The sequence below is a fragment of the Pilibacter termitis genome (genome assembly GCF_900167335.1).
GTDB lineage: Bacteria > Bacillota > Bacilli > Lactobacillales > Streptococcaceae > Pilibacter > Pilibacter termitis.
In genome coordinates, this window is record NZ_FUXI01000001.1 from 60,538 (window position 1) to 77,642 (window position 17,105).

Annotated in this window: 13 protein-coding genes; 3 read left to right on the forward strand and 10 right to left on the reverse strand. The window is 38.0% G+C overall.

The window, feature by feature from the left end:
- Positions 1-199 precede the first annotated feature (199 nt).
- Positions 200-2,329, forward strand: coding sequence for an LTA synthase family protein (locus tag B5D30_RS00340; RefSeq protein ID WP_078806031.1), 2,130 nt, complete (start codon positions 200-202; stop codon positions 2,327-2,329).
- 76 nt (positions 2,330-2,405) lie between these two features.
- On the opposite strand, the gene B5D30_RS00345 is transcribed toward B5D30_RS00340, so the two are convergent.
- Together B5D30_RS00345 and B5D30_RS00350 are read right to left on the reverse strand one after the other, a co-directional pair.
- On the reverse strand, positions 2,406-3,017 hold the full coding sequence (locus tag B5D30_RS00345) for a lysozyme family protein (RefSeq protein ID WP_159443145.1): 612 nt from the start codon (positions 3,015-3,017) through the stop codon (positions 2,406-2,408).
- A gap of 86 nt (positions 3,018-3,103) precedes the next feature.
- Positions 3,104-4,114, reverse strand: a complete 1,011-nt coding sequence (locus B5D30_RS00350; protein WP_078806033.1) for a nucleoid-associated protein — start codon at positions 4,112-4,114, stop codon at positions 3,104-3,106.
- A gap of 299 nt (positions 4,115-4,413) precedes the next feature.
- Here B5D30_RS00350 and B5D30_RS00355 point away from each other — a divergent pair, with 299 nt between their 5' ends.
- On the forward strand, positions 4,414-5,010 hold the full coding sequence (locus tag B5D30_RS00355; RefSeq protein WP_078806034.1) for a TVP38/TMEM64 family protein: 597 nt from the start codon (positions 4,414-4,416) through the stop codon (positions 5,008-5,010).
- A 170-nt stretch (positions 5,011-5,180) separates the two neighbouring features.
- Here the strand turns inward: B5D30_RS00355 and B5D30_RS00360 are convergent, their stop codons facing one another.
- Both B5D30_RS00360 and B5D30_RS00365 read right to left on the reverse strand, forming a co-directional pair.
- A complete protein-coding gene (locus B5D30_RS00360) occupies positions 5,181-6,329 on the reverse strand; it encodes an AI-2E family transporter (protein ID WP_078806127.1) in 1,149 nt (382 codons plus the stop codon).
- 27 nt (positions 6,330-6,356) lie between these two features.
- Complete coding sequence (locus B5D30_RS00365; RefSeq protein WP_078806035.1) at positions 6,357-6,710, reverse strand: PTS glucitol/sorbitol transporter subunit IIA; 354 nt, start codon at positions 6,708-6,710, stop codon at positions 6,357-6,359.
- Positions 6,711-6,933: 223 nt separating this feature from the next.
- Here B5D30_RS00365 and B5D30_RS00370 point away from each other — a divergent pair, with 223 nt between their 5' ends.
- Positions 6,934-7,965, forward strand: coding sequence for a lactonase family protein (locus B5D30_RS00370; RefSeq protein ID WP_078806036.1), 1,032 nt, complete (start codon positions 6,934-6,936; stop codon positions 7,963-7,965).
- A 53-nt stretch (positions 7,966-8,018) separates the two neighbouring features.
- Here B5D30_RS00370 and B5D30_RS00375 read toward each other — a convergent pair whose 3' ends face one another.
- From B5D30_RS00375 to B5D30_RS00400, 6 genes are all read right to left on the reverse strand, one after another.
- Entirely contained in the window at positions 8,019-8,531 is a 513-nt protein-coding gene (locus B5D30_RS00375; RefSeq protein WP_078806037.1) for an adenine phosphoribosyltransferase, read from the reverse strand.
- 532 nt (positions 8,532-9,063) lie between these two features.
- The gene (gene recJ / locus B5D30_RS00380; RefSeq protein ID WP_078806038.1) at positions 9,064-11,385 is read right to left on the reverse strand and encodes a single-stranded-DNA-specific exonuclease RecJ; all 2,322 of its coding nucleotides are present in this window, start codon (positions 11,383-11,385) and stop codon (positions 9,064-9,066) included.
- Positions 11,386-11,412: 27 nt separating this feature from the next.
- Positions 11,413-12,192 (reverse strand): SDR family NAD(P)-dependent oxidoreductase, encoded by a 780-nt coding sequence (locus tag B5D30_RS00385; RefSeq protein ID WP_078806039.1) that lies wholly within the window; start codon positions 12,190-12,192, stop codon positions 11,413-11,415.
- Positions 12,182-13,120 carry a ribonuclease Z gene (rnz, locus tag B5D30_RS00390; RefSeq protein WP_078806040.1) on the reverse strand — a complete coding sequence of 313 codons (939 nt, stop codon included), beginning with the start codon at positions 13,118-13,120 and terminating at the stop codon, positions 12,182-12,184. Before rnz ends, B5D30_RS00385 begins: the two co-directional genes overlap by 11 nt.
- A 184-nt stretch (positions 13,121-13,304) precedes the next feature.
- Complete coding sequence (locus tag B5D30_RS00395; protein ID WP_078806041.1) at positions 13,305-14,750, reverse strand: APC family permease; 1,446 nt, start codon at positions 14,748-14,750, stop codon at positions 13,305-13,307.
- A 205-nt stretch (positions 14,751-14,955) separates the two neighbouring features.
- On the reverse strand, positions 14,956-16,761 hold the full coding sequence (locus tag B5D30_RS00400; RefSeq protein WP_078806042.1) for a cell division site-positioning protein MapZ family protein: 1,806 nt from the start codon (positions 16,759-16,761) through the stop codon (positions 14,956-14,958).
- Positions 16,762-17,105 lie beyond the last annotated feature (344 nt).

Consider the following 17,105-nt stretch of genomic DNA (forward strand, 5'->3'; position numbering starts at 1 on the left):
GACGATAGTATGTAGAAAAGGTAAAATTTTCGTAAATGTAAATTACGTGTTCATTCTAATACTTAGTTTTAGAATATAAATCTTATACCGATGAGTTTTTGTCTTTAATATTGAAAGAAAGCATACACTCAGACAGAACAACAACGTAATTCAAGGTTCAAAGTTTTTACAAAGTAAAAACGAGGAAAGGAAGTATATTTTGAAAAAACTTAAAATCCCAACATGGCTAAATACTAGATTAGGTTTCTTTTTATTGCTGACTATTTTGATGTGGTGCAAATCTATTTTTGCATACTTAGCTGACTTTAATCTTGGCGTAGAAGGAGCATTCCAACAATTTATATTATTAATCAATCCATTTGCGACCGTTCTCCTGCTTTTAGGAGTAGCACTATATGTCCGTGGAAAAAAGACAAGCTATATTACGATGCTTGTAATTTATTTCATTTTGACAATGTTGCTCTTCTCAAATGTCGCCTACTATCGTGAGTTTTCTGATTTTCTGACAGTTAACACGATACTCGGTTCAGGAAAAGTCGCAAGCGGACTTGGCGAAAGTGCAATGAATCTTTTTCGTCCGTACGATTTACTCTACTGGCTAGATTTGCCAATTCTCATTACGCTTTTGGCAATGAAGAAAATCAAAATGCAGGAAAAACCATTTAGAGGTCGTATGGCGATTGCTACCACTGCACTAGCAATCATGATTTTTTCAGGAAATCTATTTCTAGCAGAAACTGATCGTCCAGAGCTTTTAAGCCGTACGTTCTCAAAAGATTATTTAGTGAAATATCTTGGAATCAATGCTTACACCATGCTTGACGGTGTGCAAACGTATAAGACTAGTCAAGTCCGTGCAAAAGCTAGTCCAACAGATTTAAATGAAGTGGAAAGTTATGTGAAAAGCCATTACGCTCAACCAAATACTGAAACATTTGGCTTGGCAAAAGGAAAAAATGTAATTTACATTCACCTTGAAAGTTTCCAGCAATTTTTGATTGACTACAAATTAAAAGACGAACAAGGAAAAGAACACGTTGTCACACCTTTCATCAACAGTCTTTTCCATTCTAATAGTACGTTTGCTTTTGACAACTTTTTCCACCAAGTTAGCTCAGGGAAAACGAGTGATGCAGAAACTTTAATGGAAAATAGTTTCTTCGGTCTTGCTGACGGTCCTTTGTTCACGCAACTAGGTGGCAAAAATACTTTTGAGGCGGCACCGAGCATTTTACAGCAAACTCAAGGTTATACTTCTGCTGTTTTCCACGGAAACGCAGGAACATTTTGGAATCGAAATGAAACGTATAAACGCTTAGGTTATAACTATTTCTTTGATGCAAGTTACTTTGATGTTACAGCGGACAACAGTTTCCAATACGGCTTGCACGACAAACCATTCTTTGAACAATCTGTTCAATATTTGGAGCATTTACAACAACCGTTTTACACGAAATTTATCGCTGTAAGTAATCACTATCCTTACGAACAATTCAAAAATGGTGAGGCTGGTTTCCCGATTGCTAACACGAAAGACGATACGATTAACGGCTATTTTGCAACAGCAAACTATTTGGATAAAGCAGTGGAAGAATTTTTCAACTATCTGAAGAAAAGTGGATTGTATGACAACTCAATTATCGTACTATATGGCGACCACTACGGTGTATCCAATACACGCAATCCAGATTTAGCTGAGTTGCTTGGCAAGGACAAAACGACGTGGAATGATTACAACAACGCCATGATGCAACGTGTGCCTTATATGATTCATGTGCCAAACAGCACGAAAGGTGGTATTAACCATACTTTCGGTGGACAAGTAGACGCTTTGCCAACACTTCTTCACTTGCTTGGTATCAAAACGGAAAACTATATTCAGCTAGGACAAGACTTGCTTTCTAAACAACATCAAGGAATTGTCGCATTCCGTAACGGTCAACTTGTTACATCACAATATACGATTTTAGGCGAAAAAATCTACAACACTACAACAGGAGAGGAAATTACCAATCCAACGCCAGAAATCACTGAAATCATCAAAAAAGACAAAGAGGCAGCTCGCCAACAACTTGCAACGAGCGACAAATTAACCAACGGTGACTTATTGCGTTTTTATACGGAAAGCGGCTTGAAACCTGTTGACCCTGACCAATTTGTCTACAAAAAAGAACTCGCTCAACTTGAGAACATTGAAGAGGAAAAAGGCGAAAAATCTACTTCCCTTTACTCTAAAAACAAGGATAAATCTACAGTTGAACTCTATTCAACTAAGACTTACGAAGAGTACAACGGAGTTGCAAATACGACTTCAAGTGAGCCGAAATAAAAGAAAAAACTCAATCCTATCAACACTTAGGATTGAGTTTTTTTCTAGCTACAAGGGGCAGGCGTGAGCCGTGTCGTTATAGATATTGCATCAGCCACTCATTTATCGCCACAATTTTAGCGTAAAAAAAGTTGCCTCCATTTTTATATAAATGCCCTCCATTATGAAAAAGTGCTTGCGGGTGAATATAGCTGTATTCCTCTCCACTATGATTTCCCAAACTTGGTGCGACAACTGTTTTGGAATATTCTTCTGCTAATTCAAGCGTATTTTTCTTTCCGTTTTTGCTGACATAGTCAATATAACCCAGACCAAAATTATAGGCTTGAACTGCCGTCCAAATATCTGTTCCTTCTTCGTTGCTTTTTTGAATTGCCTTTGCTAGAAAATCAATACCTGCTCGCAAACTTTCTTCTCCTCCGAGTTTTCCAGTTTCACCGTGAACAGACTCGCTACTTTGCAGTAAATCACTGTCTTTTCCTTTTGTCTCCGTGTAAATCATCGCCAGTACAATTGGCTTATATTGTGAAATTCCCGCTCTTTCCACTTCAGAAGTAACCACTGTATCATATTGCCGTACCTCACGAAAATCTTGATGAAATTTGAACGCAAAAAATGCACAGGTAAGCAAAATAGAAAGAACAAGAAATAGTATCATTCCTTTTAAAATTTTTCCTATGGTTTTCACAAAAATTCTCCTAATCCTTATCGTATGATTTATCATAACACATCAAACAGAAAAGTAGCGAAAATTTTTAAAGCTAAAAGAAAAACTTAAATTTTGTTCACGATTTTTTCGATATTTTTTATCACAATTGAAATTGTTCCGTCTGGATTGTTGATAAATTCAACCGCATTCGCATCACGATACACTTCAAGCGGTACAATCAATTCAATACCGTTATCCATTTTAAGCTTTTGCTTGCCAAATTTTTTATCGGAAATCTCTCTGATTTCGTCCATTTCTCTATTTTCCGTTGGAAGTGATTCACGCAAACCGTCTTTAAATTCCAATTTCGCCGACAAATTTTCGCCAAAGACCTTTTCCGCAAGAAAATCCTGCTCAATCACACCATATTCCTCAAAGCTATCAAATAGTGCCTCTTTGACGTTTGCCATTACCTCGTACTCATCGTCCTCATATTTCCGCCCAATGCTCTTCGCCAGTTTTTTGACCGCACTTACGCTCTGGTCAACACTCGCTTGTGGCTGTTCAGATTCTGCCAACAAATATTGAGCAAAATAAAATTGTTTCTCACCAGAAAACTCAAAGCGTTTTTCTATCAATTCATACTCTAGCGTAGACAAATTGACCGCAAATGCCTCGTCTGGCTTACTGGAACTTGCTGGCAAAATCGCTCGATTCATTACCAATTTGTTGTTAATCCCATTTTCAGCATTTTCCACAAAATGCGTCAGACCATCTTTATAGGCAAGTTTAATGAAAGCAAAATATAACTGGCTATCTTTTTCATACAACGCCATTAACACATCACTGCTCGGTGCGTCTTCAGATTGTGTATAAATTTTCGCCCAATTTTCCATAAACTCTTGTCCTGTTGCGATAAAATTTTCCTTATTCGCAAGAGAAAATATTTTTCCAAGCACGCTCTCTTGATTTAATTTCCCCGTTTTTGTCTGCGAGGTCGCTATTTTTTTGACCTTATTTTCCACATACTCCGCCACAAAATGCTGTGTCAAATCAAGCAACGTATCTGATAAAATCGGTGATTCATTATTTCTATCCATCATGTGCAAAGTCGCACGTTTTAAATAAATATCCATTTTTTTAATCGTCCTTAAACTTTCTTTTTTTGTAGAGCTATTCTAAACTACTTATCCATTTCTTCATTTTACATGATATTCCGGAAAATTTCATGTACTTTTTTCAGTTTTCTCATTTACACAACGGAAACTTTCAAAAATGTAAGGTAAATATCAGTTGCCTACTGGGCAATTCCAAAGTATAATATGGTTAGAAAAGTAACAATAGGAAGAAGTCGGCAATTCAGTCTATGGACTGATGTGGAAATGGAAGTATTCTTTTATACTTAGGTTATAAAGAATATCAAGGAGAGATTTTTATGAACGTTCAAGTTGGAAAAAAAATTATGAATATCATCTCTGTTTTGGGATTGTTCGCAACAGCTGCTATAACAATTTATTTCATTCACTTAGGTGTATTTCGAGATCAACACGCTCTGGAAGGACTTGTTGGCAATCGGATTATTTTAGGACCGATTATTTTCGTTCTCATACAAATTCTTCAAGTTGTTGTGCCGATTATTCCCGGCGGTATTAGCAATGCAGCAGGCGTATTGATTTTTGGTCCAATTGCTGGTTTCCTTTACAATTATATCGGAAACGTCATTGGTTCTCTCATTCTCTTTTCTCTTGGTAGAAAATATGGAAAACCATTTATCCAAACACTTGTAAGCGAAAAAACCTACGATAAATATGTCGGAAAATTGGACAATAAAAAATGGAGTGTCATCTTCTCACTTCTCATTGCCGCACCAATTGCACCAGATGATGCACTTGTTTTAATGACAAGCCTCACAAAAATGAGTTTCAAGAAGTTTAGCATGATTATTATCCTCTGCAAACCACTTGGTATCGCAGCGTATAGCCTTTTGCTCGTGTATGGTGGACAATACTTGACACAATGGTTGATTAAATAGTTTTTCCGAGAGCGAAAGCTCTCTTTTTTTGTCGTAAGAAAAGATATGGTCACCGCTAAAAAAAGCAGAAATATCATTTTCTCAAATGTGTTTCTGCTTTTTAGAGTTTCATCCTCTATCCCTATTGTGAATTTTTTTCAATTTATTTACTTTTATTCTTTAAAGGCGTCTTACTCGACAGTTTCTACTTCAGGTGTTACTTCTTCTTCCTCATAAAGTCCTGAAACTCGTCTATGCCATTGATAAAAATGTACGACTAAGACTTTAATTGAGGCATAAACTGGGATACCGACAATTACGCCCATGAGTCCTCCCACTTTTCCACTCGTTAGAAGTACGATAAGAATTGTAACTGGGTGAACTGCTAGTTGTGAGCCTAACACGATCGGAGCGATTAGACGACCTTCGAGAGTTTGCTCGACAACGAAAAGAACCAACACTTTGACAAGCATTACTGGACCTACGACAATGCCTAGCACAACTGCTGGAATCATCGCTAAAAATGAGCCAAGATAAGGAATCATATTGAGCAAACCTGCTGAAATCCCTAGCGTAATCGCATAATCTAAGCCGATAATATTAAATCCAATGATAAACATGATTGCAACTGCAAGTGCAACAGTCAATTGACCACGAATGTAAGAAGAAATTTGATTGTTTACATCTACTAACACACTTTTCGTTGAACTTCTCCATTTTAATGGCAATAATTTTAAAAAGTTGGGCAATAGCTCTTTTCCGTCTTTCAATAAATAAAAGAGGATAAATGGCATGGTAATCAACCCTAGAACGACCGTTGTAATCATAGAAACAATGTTGCCAATGCCATTAAAGACGTCTGTTGAAATTTGTTGAGCCCATTCAATGATTTTTTTGCTAATATCATTGCTTACTTCTAAAATTTGGCTACGATATGGATCAAATACCGAGTTTTCAAGAATTTCTCGCCCTTTTGTATCAATGACTTTCACATAATCTGGCACGTGCTGGAAAAAACTAACGGTTTGTTGTTGAATTTTTGGCAAAACAACCACAATTCCAAGCACTAAAAGTCCTAAAAGCAAGACGAAAATTCCTGCAATCGAGGCAATTCTATGCACACCTTTTTTTTCTAGAAAATCAACAATCGGGTTGAGCAAGTAGTAAAAGACAACTGCTAACAAAATAGGAAGTCCCACAATTGCCACAAACTGCCCAACGGGTGCGAAAAGATAAGATACTTTTGTAAAGATAAAAAGATTTAACAACACTAAAAATAGGATAAGTAACGTTGTTACTGTCTTGTTATTTAAAAACCATTTCCAAAACCAACTTTTCATTTCTGTTCTCTCACTTGCCTGTTTCAATTATTTTTCCTCCCCATAAAAAATTTCCATTCCTACTTCAATTTTAGGTGGCGTATTCGGTTCAAGATAAATGCCTCCTGCAAATTCTTCTTGTTGCTTGCCAAATAAAAATGCCACATGACCGATTTCGTTTAAGTTATGATTGGCAACTGCCCCAACTTCTGTAACGTTGTACTTCTGCTCTCCAAAAGAAATGATGTCTCCTTGTTCTACTGTTATTTCCTCTTCGTTTTCAAGTCGTTGAATGACAGAAACCTCACGAATAAACTCCGTGGCACTTTCATCAAAAAAAAGTAGCATTTTGTCACTTTCACTTAGAGCATTTCTCCCAATTTCTGTAATGACTGATTTCATATTAAATTCCTTTCTTTATACAGTTTTGTTTAGGTATAAAAATTATAACATAATCTTCCGATTAAAAACTGCTTACATAAAGTTTTTTTATTGTTCGCACGAAAAAAATAAATAGTCATTCAATTTTAGTAGAAACTCTCTTTGCGAAACGTCACTTTATGATATACTAGAAAAGTATAAACCTCATGATTGTTGAGGATAAAAAAAGAAGGTGGGTAAAAAAATGACAGAAAAAATTCTTTTTGGTGGATACACGAAACGAGTTTCTGAAGGGATGTATTCTCTTGATTTAAACAAGGAAACAAAACAGCTTGAGAATCTAACGTTGATTGCAAAAGAGCCAAATCCTACTTATTTGGTCGTGGATAAAAGTCAGCATTTGTATAGCGTTGGAGCAGTGGAAGAATTGGGCGGTGTAGCAGCATTTTCTTTTGAAAACAACCAAGCCACTCTACTCAATCACGTGGTTTCAACTGGAGCACCACTTTGCTATGTAGGGGTAGATGAAGTGCGAAATCTCGTCTATGGTGCAAATTATCACTTGGGGGAAGTGCGTGTCTACAAACGACTTGCAAATGGATCGCTTGAACTTGCAGATACTGCAAAGCACACTGGAAGTGGGCCACATAAAAATCAAACTTCTCCTCACGTGCATTATACCGATTTAACTCCTGACAATCGCCTTGTCGCTTGCGATTTGGGAACGGACGGTGTGTATCTCTACGATGTGAGCGAGGAAGGAAAATTGAGTCTTGTTAGCACGTATCAAGCAAACGCTGGTGCTGGAAGTCGTCATATTACATTCCACCCAAATGGAAGAATTGCTTATTTGTTTGGTGAGTTAAATTCTACAATTGAAGTGTTGGCATATGACAAGGAGAAAGCAGAGTTTTCTCTTTTACAAGTTATTTCTACTTTGCCAGAGGACTTTTCTGGTGAAAGTGCTGGAGCTGCTGTTCGCCTGTCGGCTGACGGAAAGTATTTATACGCATCAAATCGTGGGCATAATTCGATTGTAGTTTACAAAGTGTCTGAAAATGGTGAAGAACTTACAACGATTCAGTGGGCAAGCACTCATGGTGATTTTCCACGTGATTTCAATTTTTCACAAGACGAAGATTTCTTAATCGTGGCAAATCAAGATAGCGATAACGTAACACTTTTCGCACGCAATAAAGAAAACGGTGAGCTTGTTGTCGTACAAAAAAACGTGTTTCTTCCTGAGGGAACTTGTGTTTTGAGTATTGGCGAGTAAATAAAAAACTTCCCCTTTCATGAAACGTTAATTCATGAGAGGGGGAGTTTTTCTTAAAAATGCATCAAAACTTTCACATCATAGCCTTCTAATTTTTCACGACCATTTAAGTCATCTAATTCAATCAAAAAGGCACATCCTACTACAATTCCGCCTAGTTTTTCAATCATTTCGATTGTTGCTTGAACTGTTCCGCCTGTGGCAAGTAAATCATCAACGATTAGTACACGGTCCCCTTTTTTAATGGCATCTGCGTGCATCGTGAGTGTGTCTGTGCCGTATTCTTTTTCATATTCAGCAGAAACAACTTCACGTGGTAGTTTTCCTGGTTTGCGAACGGGAGCAAAACCTACCCCCATTTCAAACGCAACAGGGCAACCAACGATAAATCCACGTGCCTCTGGTCCTACTACCATGTCAATATTTAACCCTTCTGCATAGTCAACGATTTCTTTCGTTGCTGCTCGATACGCCTCGCCATTTGCCATAAGTGGCGTAATGTCACGAAAAACAATCCCCTCTGTCGGATAGTTGTCAATTCTTGCGATATAATCTTTTAAATTCATAGGTATTCTCCTTTTTCTAGCTACATGGTGCTGAAGTCTAGCAACTGTTCGCAACTGCACTGGAAACTTACGTTTCCAGCAAGTAAATGCTGTGGCTCACTGTTGCAGACTTCAAAACGCACCATTACGCTTTTATTTGTCTAGCTACGAGGGGCAGGAGTTGGTCGACTGCTCTCAACGTCGCTCGAAACTGACGTTTCGATGCTAGTCTTTCAAGAATCTTTGATTTTTAGAAAGACTGTATGCGAAACGAAGTGTAGCAGTGAATAAACGACGTGGTTCGCTGTCGCAAACTCCTGAACGCCCCTCTACGCTTTTATTTTTCTAGCTACATGGTGCTGAAGTCGGGCAACTGTTCACAATGTCGCTCGCAACTGACGTTGCGATGCTAGTCTTTCAAGAATCTTTGATTCTTAGAAAGACTGTATGTGAAACGAAGTGTAGCAGTAAATAAACGACAGTGTTCACTGTTGCAGACTTCAAAACGCACCATTACGCTTTTATTTTTCTAGCTACGAGGGCTACTCTGTGTTCACAATGCCACCTGAAGATTTTTTCCAGTTAATTTTTTTGCTATTTCAGGGATGTTGTTGAGAATGAAAAATTCTTGAATGCGTATTTTTTTCATTCTTTCTTGATACAATTTGCTTGTGTCTAATGCTTTTTTCTCTGGTTTTTCCACTTCGTTTAATAGACCATTTTCAATCGTGACAAAGCCTAACTCCTCAAATACTTGTAACATGAAAATAAAGAGTGAGTAGGGTATTTTCAAATATTGAGCAATTTCTTTTGACTTATGTCTAACATCTACTTCGTGAAATTGGTGAATAAAACCAAATAATTTCGCATATTGCTCACGCGTTCCCATGCCTTGCAAATATTCTTCGTTTGGGCAATTGACTACGAGAAAAATACGTGAAACACTCGTTTCTTGTAAAATATCTGCGAGAATCTCAATACTCGTTGGTGTGTCTAGCACGATAATTTCTGTGATTTTTTTCTCTTTGATACATTGTATAATCTCTTGTGCCTCATTTGTCTGCAAGTGAAAAATTGCATTTTCTGGCACTACTGTTTTTTTATCAAAAGATAAAAACAATCCTGTGGCAAACGGCAGAGGAATCGTGTTATTTTTTCCACGCAAATCAAACACTTGTAAGCCATTCACTTGGAAATCCTCAACCATTAGCTGTGGCAATTTATTGCCATTCCATTCATTGACGGAAAGTTTGCCGACTAGTTCATTTTGCTCTTCTGTTGAAAATTCATTGAGCTTATCGCCTGCACTAAAATAAATGCAATCAAGTGTTGCCTCTTCTTGCTCAATTTTTCCTTTTAGATGAGCAAGATTGGCTCCTATCGCTTTTCCGTCTGTAAATTTCACGTCTTTAAACAAGAAATATGGCTCTGGAAATTCTGTGCCAAACGGAGCTAAGGCGTTCATTTGCTCAATAAATTCAACCGTCACTTCTTTTGGTGTAAGCACTTCGTCAATGAAAAGCGTTTGTCCTTGAGTAAGGTCAATTTCACTTTTTTCAATAGAAGTATTTAGCACTTCTGAGAGTTTTGCGACGTTTTCTTTTGGCAAGCTCATACCCGCAGCAGCGTGGTGTCCACCAAATGCAGTGAAAAGTTCACGATTTTCATTCAGCAATTCATAAATATTGATCGCCTCAATCGAACGAGCAGAACCTTTGGTAATGCCGTCCTCTTTTATGGTCAAAATCACCGCAGGTTTGCCTGTTTCGTTCATGACTTTTCCAGCGACAATTCCTAAAACTCCTTCATGCCAATTTTCTTTTGCAAATACATAAGCTGAACTTTGTGGATTTTCATTGACCATTGCCATGACTTCATTTGTGATGTCCTCAACAATCTTTTTCCGCTCCTGATTAACAGCATCAATTTCTTCAGCAAGTTGCTGTGCCTCTTCTTCGTCAAACGTACTCATCAATTCAACACCCGGAGACGCCTCGCCGAGTCGCCCTAATGCGTTCAAGCGTGGACCAATTTGAAACCCTATGCTTGTCTCCGAAATTTTTTCTCTCTCCACACCTGCAACTTTCAATAATTCGTCCAAACCAATGCGTTGAGCGGTTTTTATCATTTGAAGTCCTAATTGCACAAGTGTGCGATTTTCATCGGTCAATCGAACCAAGTCAGCAATCGTTCCAATTGCTACCAAATCAAGTGATTCCATTGGAATTTCACCTAAAAGTGCTGTGGCAACTTTGAACGCCACCCCGACACCTGCAAGCTCTTGAAATGGATAATTGCCCTCTGGATGTTTCGGATGAACAATTGCAAATGCCTCGGGCAGTTCATCTGGCAACTCGTGGTGATCGGTCACAATCACGTCCACTCCTGCCTCTTTGGCAAATTTAAGTGCCTCATGCCCTGCTACTCCGTTATCCACTGTAATAATCAAGGAAATCTCTTGCGACTGAATATAATATTTATACACTTCCAAATTCGGTCCATAACCGTCTGTAAAACGATTGGGCAAGAAATATTCTGGCTCTGCACCAAGTGTCTCTATCGCCTCTTTCATCACCGTAGTCGAGGTAATACCGTCAGCATCATAATCGCCATAAATCAAAATTTTCTCATCACGCTCTATCGCTAACATAATGCGGGCAACAGCTCGCTCCATGTCATACATCAAAAAAGGATCGTGAAGACTTTCAATCGTTGGATGTAAAAATTTCTCTAACTCCTCTGCTGTTTTTATTCCTCTATCAAACAAAATCTGAGCAACGAGAGGGTGGAGCTTTTCTTTTTCGGTCAAAGACAAAAATTCACTTGGCAACTCTTGCCTTTTTGCCACTTGCCATTTATAAAATGCTGGTTTCATAATCAAATCCTCTATATTCCTTCGGTATCATTTGTAGTTAAAGACATTTTGTGAAAAATAGTCCGTTATTCTTGGAAAAAGTGTTGCCCATACGCTCGCCACACTCATCAGACGTGGGCGATTTAGCTCTCTTTTTTTCGTGCCAATGGTTTGACTAATTTCCTCGGCTAATTTGTCCGCATTTAACATCCATTTTTCCACTTTTTTTGCATATTCACCTGTCTTATCTGCTTTTTCGTGAAAAGGTGTTCGGATAGGTCCTGTATGCACAAGTCGAACACGCACACTTTTTTTCGCCAATTCCAATCGCAAAATATTGGAAAAGTGCGTAACCGCTGCTTTACTCGCCGCATAAATCGAAGATTTCGGACTAGAAAATTTCGCCGACATGGAAGAAATATTAATGATTTCTCCTTTTGACTTTGTAATATTCGGCAACAAAATTTTGCTGAAAACCATAAGAGATAACACGTTTGTTTGAAAGGTAGCTGTTATTTTTTCTACGGATAGATTGGAAAATTCTTCAAAATATCCAACTCCTGCATTATTAATCAATACGTCTATCACGCTATATTTTCTTGCTATTTTTTCACCAACAGCTTGTACTTCTTCAATTTTCAAGAAATCCGCCTGATAAGTTTCGCATTGCACTTGATGTTGTTGCAACAAACTTTCTTGAATTTCCTTTAGTTTTTCAGCATTTCGTCCGAGTAATATTAAATGTGCCTTTCTTTTTGCACACACATGAGCAATCGCCTCGCCAAGACCACTTGTTGCACCTGTAATGACTATTGTTTTATTTTTCAAAAGGTATCTCCACTATGTCAAAATCTTTCACTACGATACTATTTGGGAAAATTTTCTTCGCTTGACTTACGAGTTTGGCATGGTCACGAATCATAAATCGTGCAGAAAGATGAGTGAGTAAAAGTTTTTTCGCTTGTGCATTCAAAGCCACTTCTGCCGCCTCACTCGTTGTGGAATGGAAATGTCGTCTTGCAAGTTTTTCTTGCCCTGCCTCATGTGTCGCCTCGTGAATCAAAATATCTGCATTTTTTGCTAATATTTCAGCATTTTTCGTTTTCCTCGTGTCGCCCATAATCGCAACAATACGTCCCGCCTTAGCTGAACCGATAAAATCTTTGCCGTCAATCACTCGACCGTCCTCAAGTTCGACTGTCTCACCACGTTTTAACTTGCCGTAAATCGGACCACTTGGCACATTCAATGCACGCAATTTTTCCACTTGCAATTCCCCTTCATGAGCCGTTTCCTCAATCCGAAAACCATAACAAGTAATTCCATGCTCTAAAGGCAAAGCTGTCACTGTAAATTCTTTCATTTTCAAAACAGGCTCGTCCACTTGGATTTCATGAAAACGAAGTTTATAATTCAATTTCGTCTGTGAAATTCTCAACGCTGTTTCCACAAATTCTTTTGCTCCTTTTGGTGCATAAATATCCAAATCACTTGGAGCATCTTCCCCATTTTGAAAAGATCGTGAACTTAAAAGCCCTGGCAAACCAAACAAATGGTCGCCGTGCAAGTGCGTCAAAAAAATTTTTTTTATTTTCCTTGGACGAATGTTCGTTCTCAAAATCTGTTGCTGACTCCCTTCGCCTACATCGAATAGCCATACTTCATTGATTTCAGCAACCAAATTGAGAGCAATGCCACTCACATTTCGATGTTTGGCAGGAATCCCTGCTCCTGTACCTAAAAATTGTATTTCCATTCTAACATTCCTCTATTTTCATCGTTCTCAACCTATTTATTTTACATGGAAACTTCTTTCCTTGCAATGAAAAGAATAGAAAACTCTTTTTACTTGCCTCATTATACCATTCTACAACAGAAATCACAGAACTTGTCACTCTTCCCAAAAACAGTCCTCACAAACGCAAGGACTGTCATCGTCTTTATTCAACTACCCCTTTAGTCTTCTCTCGTCTTGCAATTTTCGGTAAAATCATACCGAGTAAAATCAAAACAATTGGGGTTAAAATATTGGTAATCAAGCGGAAAATCCATGCTTGTGGGTCGTCTGCATAGTTTTCTTTTGGCACCATTCCTAAAACACAAGCAAATGCTGTAAAAATGAAACACCAAGCACCAAAAACAAAGGCAAGTTTTGGATTTTTGACGAATTTGTATTCTGAATTGAACTCTTTAATTGCTTTGTTTAACAACATATAAGCCAAAAATACCCACATATAACGCATTGGCATTACGACAGAATTTAGATTGGTTAGCCATGTTACCAAGCCATTCATATCTTTCAATCCTAGAAGTGGCACTAAAATGATAATGCTCACTAACACACCTGTTAGTTTGTAACCATTGACAAGTACGCCTTTCGCAGTTTTTTTACGCAACCATGCTGGAACAAATTCCGAATCAGCTTCTGCAAGTAAAATTTTCAGTGGTGCATCAATTGAAAACGCAAGTGCGGCAATTTGCCCCACACCATTGGTAATTGCATAAATAATCATCAAAAGATTGCCCACACCCCAATATTTTCCGAGAATTTGGAATGCTGCATAGGCACCGTTTGCCATTAAATCTTTTGGAATATTGTTACTCGCAAAGAGCATACCCATTGCAAATGTTCCTAAAATCGCTGAGATTCCTACCATTGCTGCAAGGAAAATCATTCCTTTTGGAAATTCTTTTGCAGGATTTTTCGTCGCATTTACATAAGGCGAAATTTTCTCTGCTCCACCTACTGCAAACACGAGCATGGAAACTGTTGTCAAATAACCAAAGTTAAATTTTGGAATATACGTTGAGATTTGATCCATGTGTGGTGTTGCAAGCGTTACGTCCTTGTTAATCATTGGTGCTCCCACCGCAAACAAGATAAACAGAATAGACATCACAAATGTCGCTGTTCCTGCAAGTCCTCCAATTACTTTTAACGTAGACAAACCTTTTGTTGATAATAATAAAAATAACAAAAAAATAACCAAACAAATCAATTGAATTTGCCAAATTTGTAGGCTTGCAAGCAATTCTCCATTTCCTTTGAAAATCCAGCCTAGTGCAATTAAAATTGCCTGTGGCTTTTGTGCAAGATATGGAATATGCACCACCCAATACGTCCATGCCGCATAATATGCCAAGCGTTTCGTGCTTGTATGACGTATCCATGAGCTTACTCCTCCGTTGCTGTCTTTAAAAGCAGAACCAAGTTGTCCTACAATTAAAGCGTAAGGGATAAAGTACAATGCCAAAATCAACACCCAACTTGTAACAACTGAAATTCCTTGTTGTGCATAGTTGTTGACGACATTCCCAATCCCCCAGACCATATTGAAGGCAATCAAGCCGACAGTAAACCATCGTAATTGCTTCTTATTGTCCATTTTTGATACACTCCTTCTTCGCTTTTTTGTAGTTTTCTATGAATAACTACTGGGCTATTCTACCAACAAAATTATAAATAAACAAATAATAAGGTGCGAGAATTTTTCCTGATTCAAATAAGGGCACCTCTAAAAACTATTTGGCTTTTCTAAAAAAGAACTAGAGCATAGGAAGTTATGCTCTAGTTCTTTTTTAGAGATGCTCTTAATAATGCACCGCAGTATTCGGGTCGAAGTCGTAGCCTTTTTCTGCAATCGTACCACGTCCTCTAAACCAACCTGTTTTACAGTTAATTGTCACAAGATAATGACCGTCAGCAGCAATCAAGTTGTAATAACCATTGCCATTAATAATGTCTACTGGATTTAAATACCAACCTGTTGAGGCGATATAGCCACGTGAGATACAAATATTAATCACACGCTCTTGAATCCCTTCTGCCCATGCCCATGCCTCGTTATGCGTGTCTGCAATCGCACGAGAACTATACGGAATAATCGAGTCCGTTTTCGCAGCAGCATCTTCTGGCCCTGCTTGTGCCATATTGTTAATGCTCGCATTTTGCACGTCACCTACACCGCCATTTTCAGTTGCTCCACCGTCAATTTGTGGTACTGCTTGCGGAGTTTCCGCTGGTGTAGTTTGTGAAGAATTTTCTTCGCTTGCAACAGTTTCCTCACTTGTTTTTTCATCATTCGCTTGAGATGCTGCTTGAGCTTTCTGTGCTTTTTCAAGCTCAGCTTTCTTCTTCTGAATTTCCTCGTTCACTTTGTCTAGTTTCTTTTGGAAATCATTTCGGATAGACTCATTTTTTATCTCTTTGATTAATTTTCCTGTTGATTGTACTTGTTCAAGAGCTTTCTTCACACTTTCCTCGTCTGCTTTTAGATTTTTTGTGTCGCTCTCCAGTTTTTTAGTCGCCTCATCTGCTTTTTTCGCTGTGTCATATTGTTTTTTCGCCTCATCAATCGCTTGATTGGCAACTGTGTCAAAAGCAGTATCTTTTGTATCTGAAGTCAAAGTTACAGCTTTATACTTCGCCAAAACCAAATCTTTTACTATCTTATCGTTTTCAAACGCATTTTTAGTGAAAAGTAAATTTACATCTTGTGTTATTTTTGCTTTTTGTTTCAATTGTTCAATCAACGGTTGTACCGTCTCAAAACCTTTGGTTCCTTTTAATGCGTTAAATTTCTTGACAAAAGAAGCAATATCTTTCAATTTTTCACTCTTAATAAAATGTTGCTCTTTATCAAAGTAAAAACTTGGAATTTCCTTTTCCAAATTCTCCAAAGCCGTCTTGTCTTTTGCCATTTGCAACGTTCGTTGTTTCGCTTGCGAGTCTTGGTAAGCATTGTAGCCGACGTAGCCAACACCTGCAAGTACAGCTGCACTTACGGCTAAGATGACAATTTTCTTTCGTCTATCTGATTTGTGTGGCGTGAGGTATTCGGTATCCTCTGTTACGGGAGACTGCTCTAGCTCTGTAATAGGAGAAGTTACAAGCTCTTTTATCGGCTCAATCACTTTTTCTTCTTCGACATCCGTAGCTTTTTTAGTTTCTTCTACTTTTTCCTCTACAACAGGTGTCGGGATTTCTTGTTCAACTTTCTCCTCAAGTTTTTCCTCCTGCTTCACTTCTTCAACGGGTGGTTGTTTTTCTGGTTTCTCAACCGTTTTCCCCCCTACTTCTTCAAGCGACTTCACCTTTCCACTCACAATTTCAACACCAACGCCTTCCTCCCATGAAGGTCCTTCGTAATTTGATTTATGAGCTTGAATATATTGAGAAAGAATATGATTATCCGTCTCCTCCGTTTTCGCCTGCTCCATTGCAACTTTATTTTTCAAGCGTTCTGCCAATGATTCTTCTTTTGGTGTATTCTCTTCTTTTGATTCCTTATTTGGCATCAATTCCTGAACGGAACCTACGGTCATGTTTTTCACATCATCAAGCTGTACTCCTTGATTTTGTTGTTTCTTCTTCTTTTTCTTATGCTTTTTTCCCATTTCTACTCTCCTATTTGCAATAACCTACGCTAGTCAATGTTCTCTTCATTTTACCATAGCACAACGTTTTTTTCATTAGAAATTCTGAAAGAGCCAACAATTTTTTTCGTTTCAAATTTGAAAAACGACTGCTTTTTTCGGAAAAACAAAAAATTGACGGACAGTTGGGAGACTGTCCGCCGTTTTAGGAAGAAGAGATATATGAAAAGTTTACTATACTAATAAGCTAAGCAACTTTTCGATAGGGGGGAGACCCCTATCACAATTTATATATTACCATGTTCTCAAAAAGATTGCAAGTATTACTATCATTAATATCACATCTTCTCTTCATCTGTTTTTCC

Bases quoted from the DNA above. Each gene is read 5' to 3' on its own strand.
- B5D30_RS00370 (WP_078806036.1), top strand. From the start codon at position 6,934: ATGACAGAAAAAATTCTTTTTGGTGGATACACGAAACGAGTTTCTGAA.
- recJ (WP_078806038.1), bottom strand. From the start codon at position 11,385: ATGAAACCAGCATTTTATAAATGGCAAGTGGCAAAAAGGCAAGAGTTG.
- B5D30_RS00355 (WP_078806034.1), top strand. From the start codon at position 4,414: ATGAACGTTCAAGTTGGAAAAAAAATTATGAATATCATCTCTGTTTTG.
- B5D30_RS00400 (WP_078806042.1), bottom strand. From the start codon at position 16,761: ATGGGAAAAAAGCATAAGAAAAAGAAGAAGAAACAACAAAATCAAGGA.
- B5D30_RS00375 (WP_078806037.1), bottom strand. From the start codon at position 8,531: ATGAATTTAAAAGATTATATCGCAAGAATTGACAACTATCCGACAGAG.
- rnz (WP_078806040.1), bottom strand. From the start codon at position 13,120: ATGGAAATACAATTTTTAGGTACAGGAGCAGGGATTCCTGCCAAACAT.
- B5D30_RS00365 (WP_078806035.1), bottom strand. From the start codon at position 6,710: ATGAAATCAGTCATTACAGAAATTGGGAGAAATGCTCTAAGTGAAAGT.
- B5D30_RS00395 (WP_078806041.1), bottom strand. From the start codon at position 14,750: ATGGACAATAAGAAGCAATTACGATGGTTTACTGTCGGCTTGATTGCC.
- B5D30_RS00360 (WP_078806127.1), bottom strand. From the start codon at position 6,329: ATGAAAAGTTGGTTTTGGAAATGGTTTTTAAATAACAAGACAGTAACA.
- B5D30_RS00350 (WP_078806033.1), bottom strand. From the start codon at position 4,114: ATGGATATTTATTTAAAACGTGCGACTTTGCACATGATGGATAGAAAT.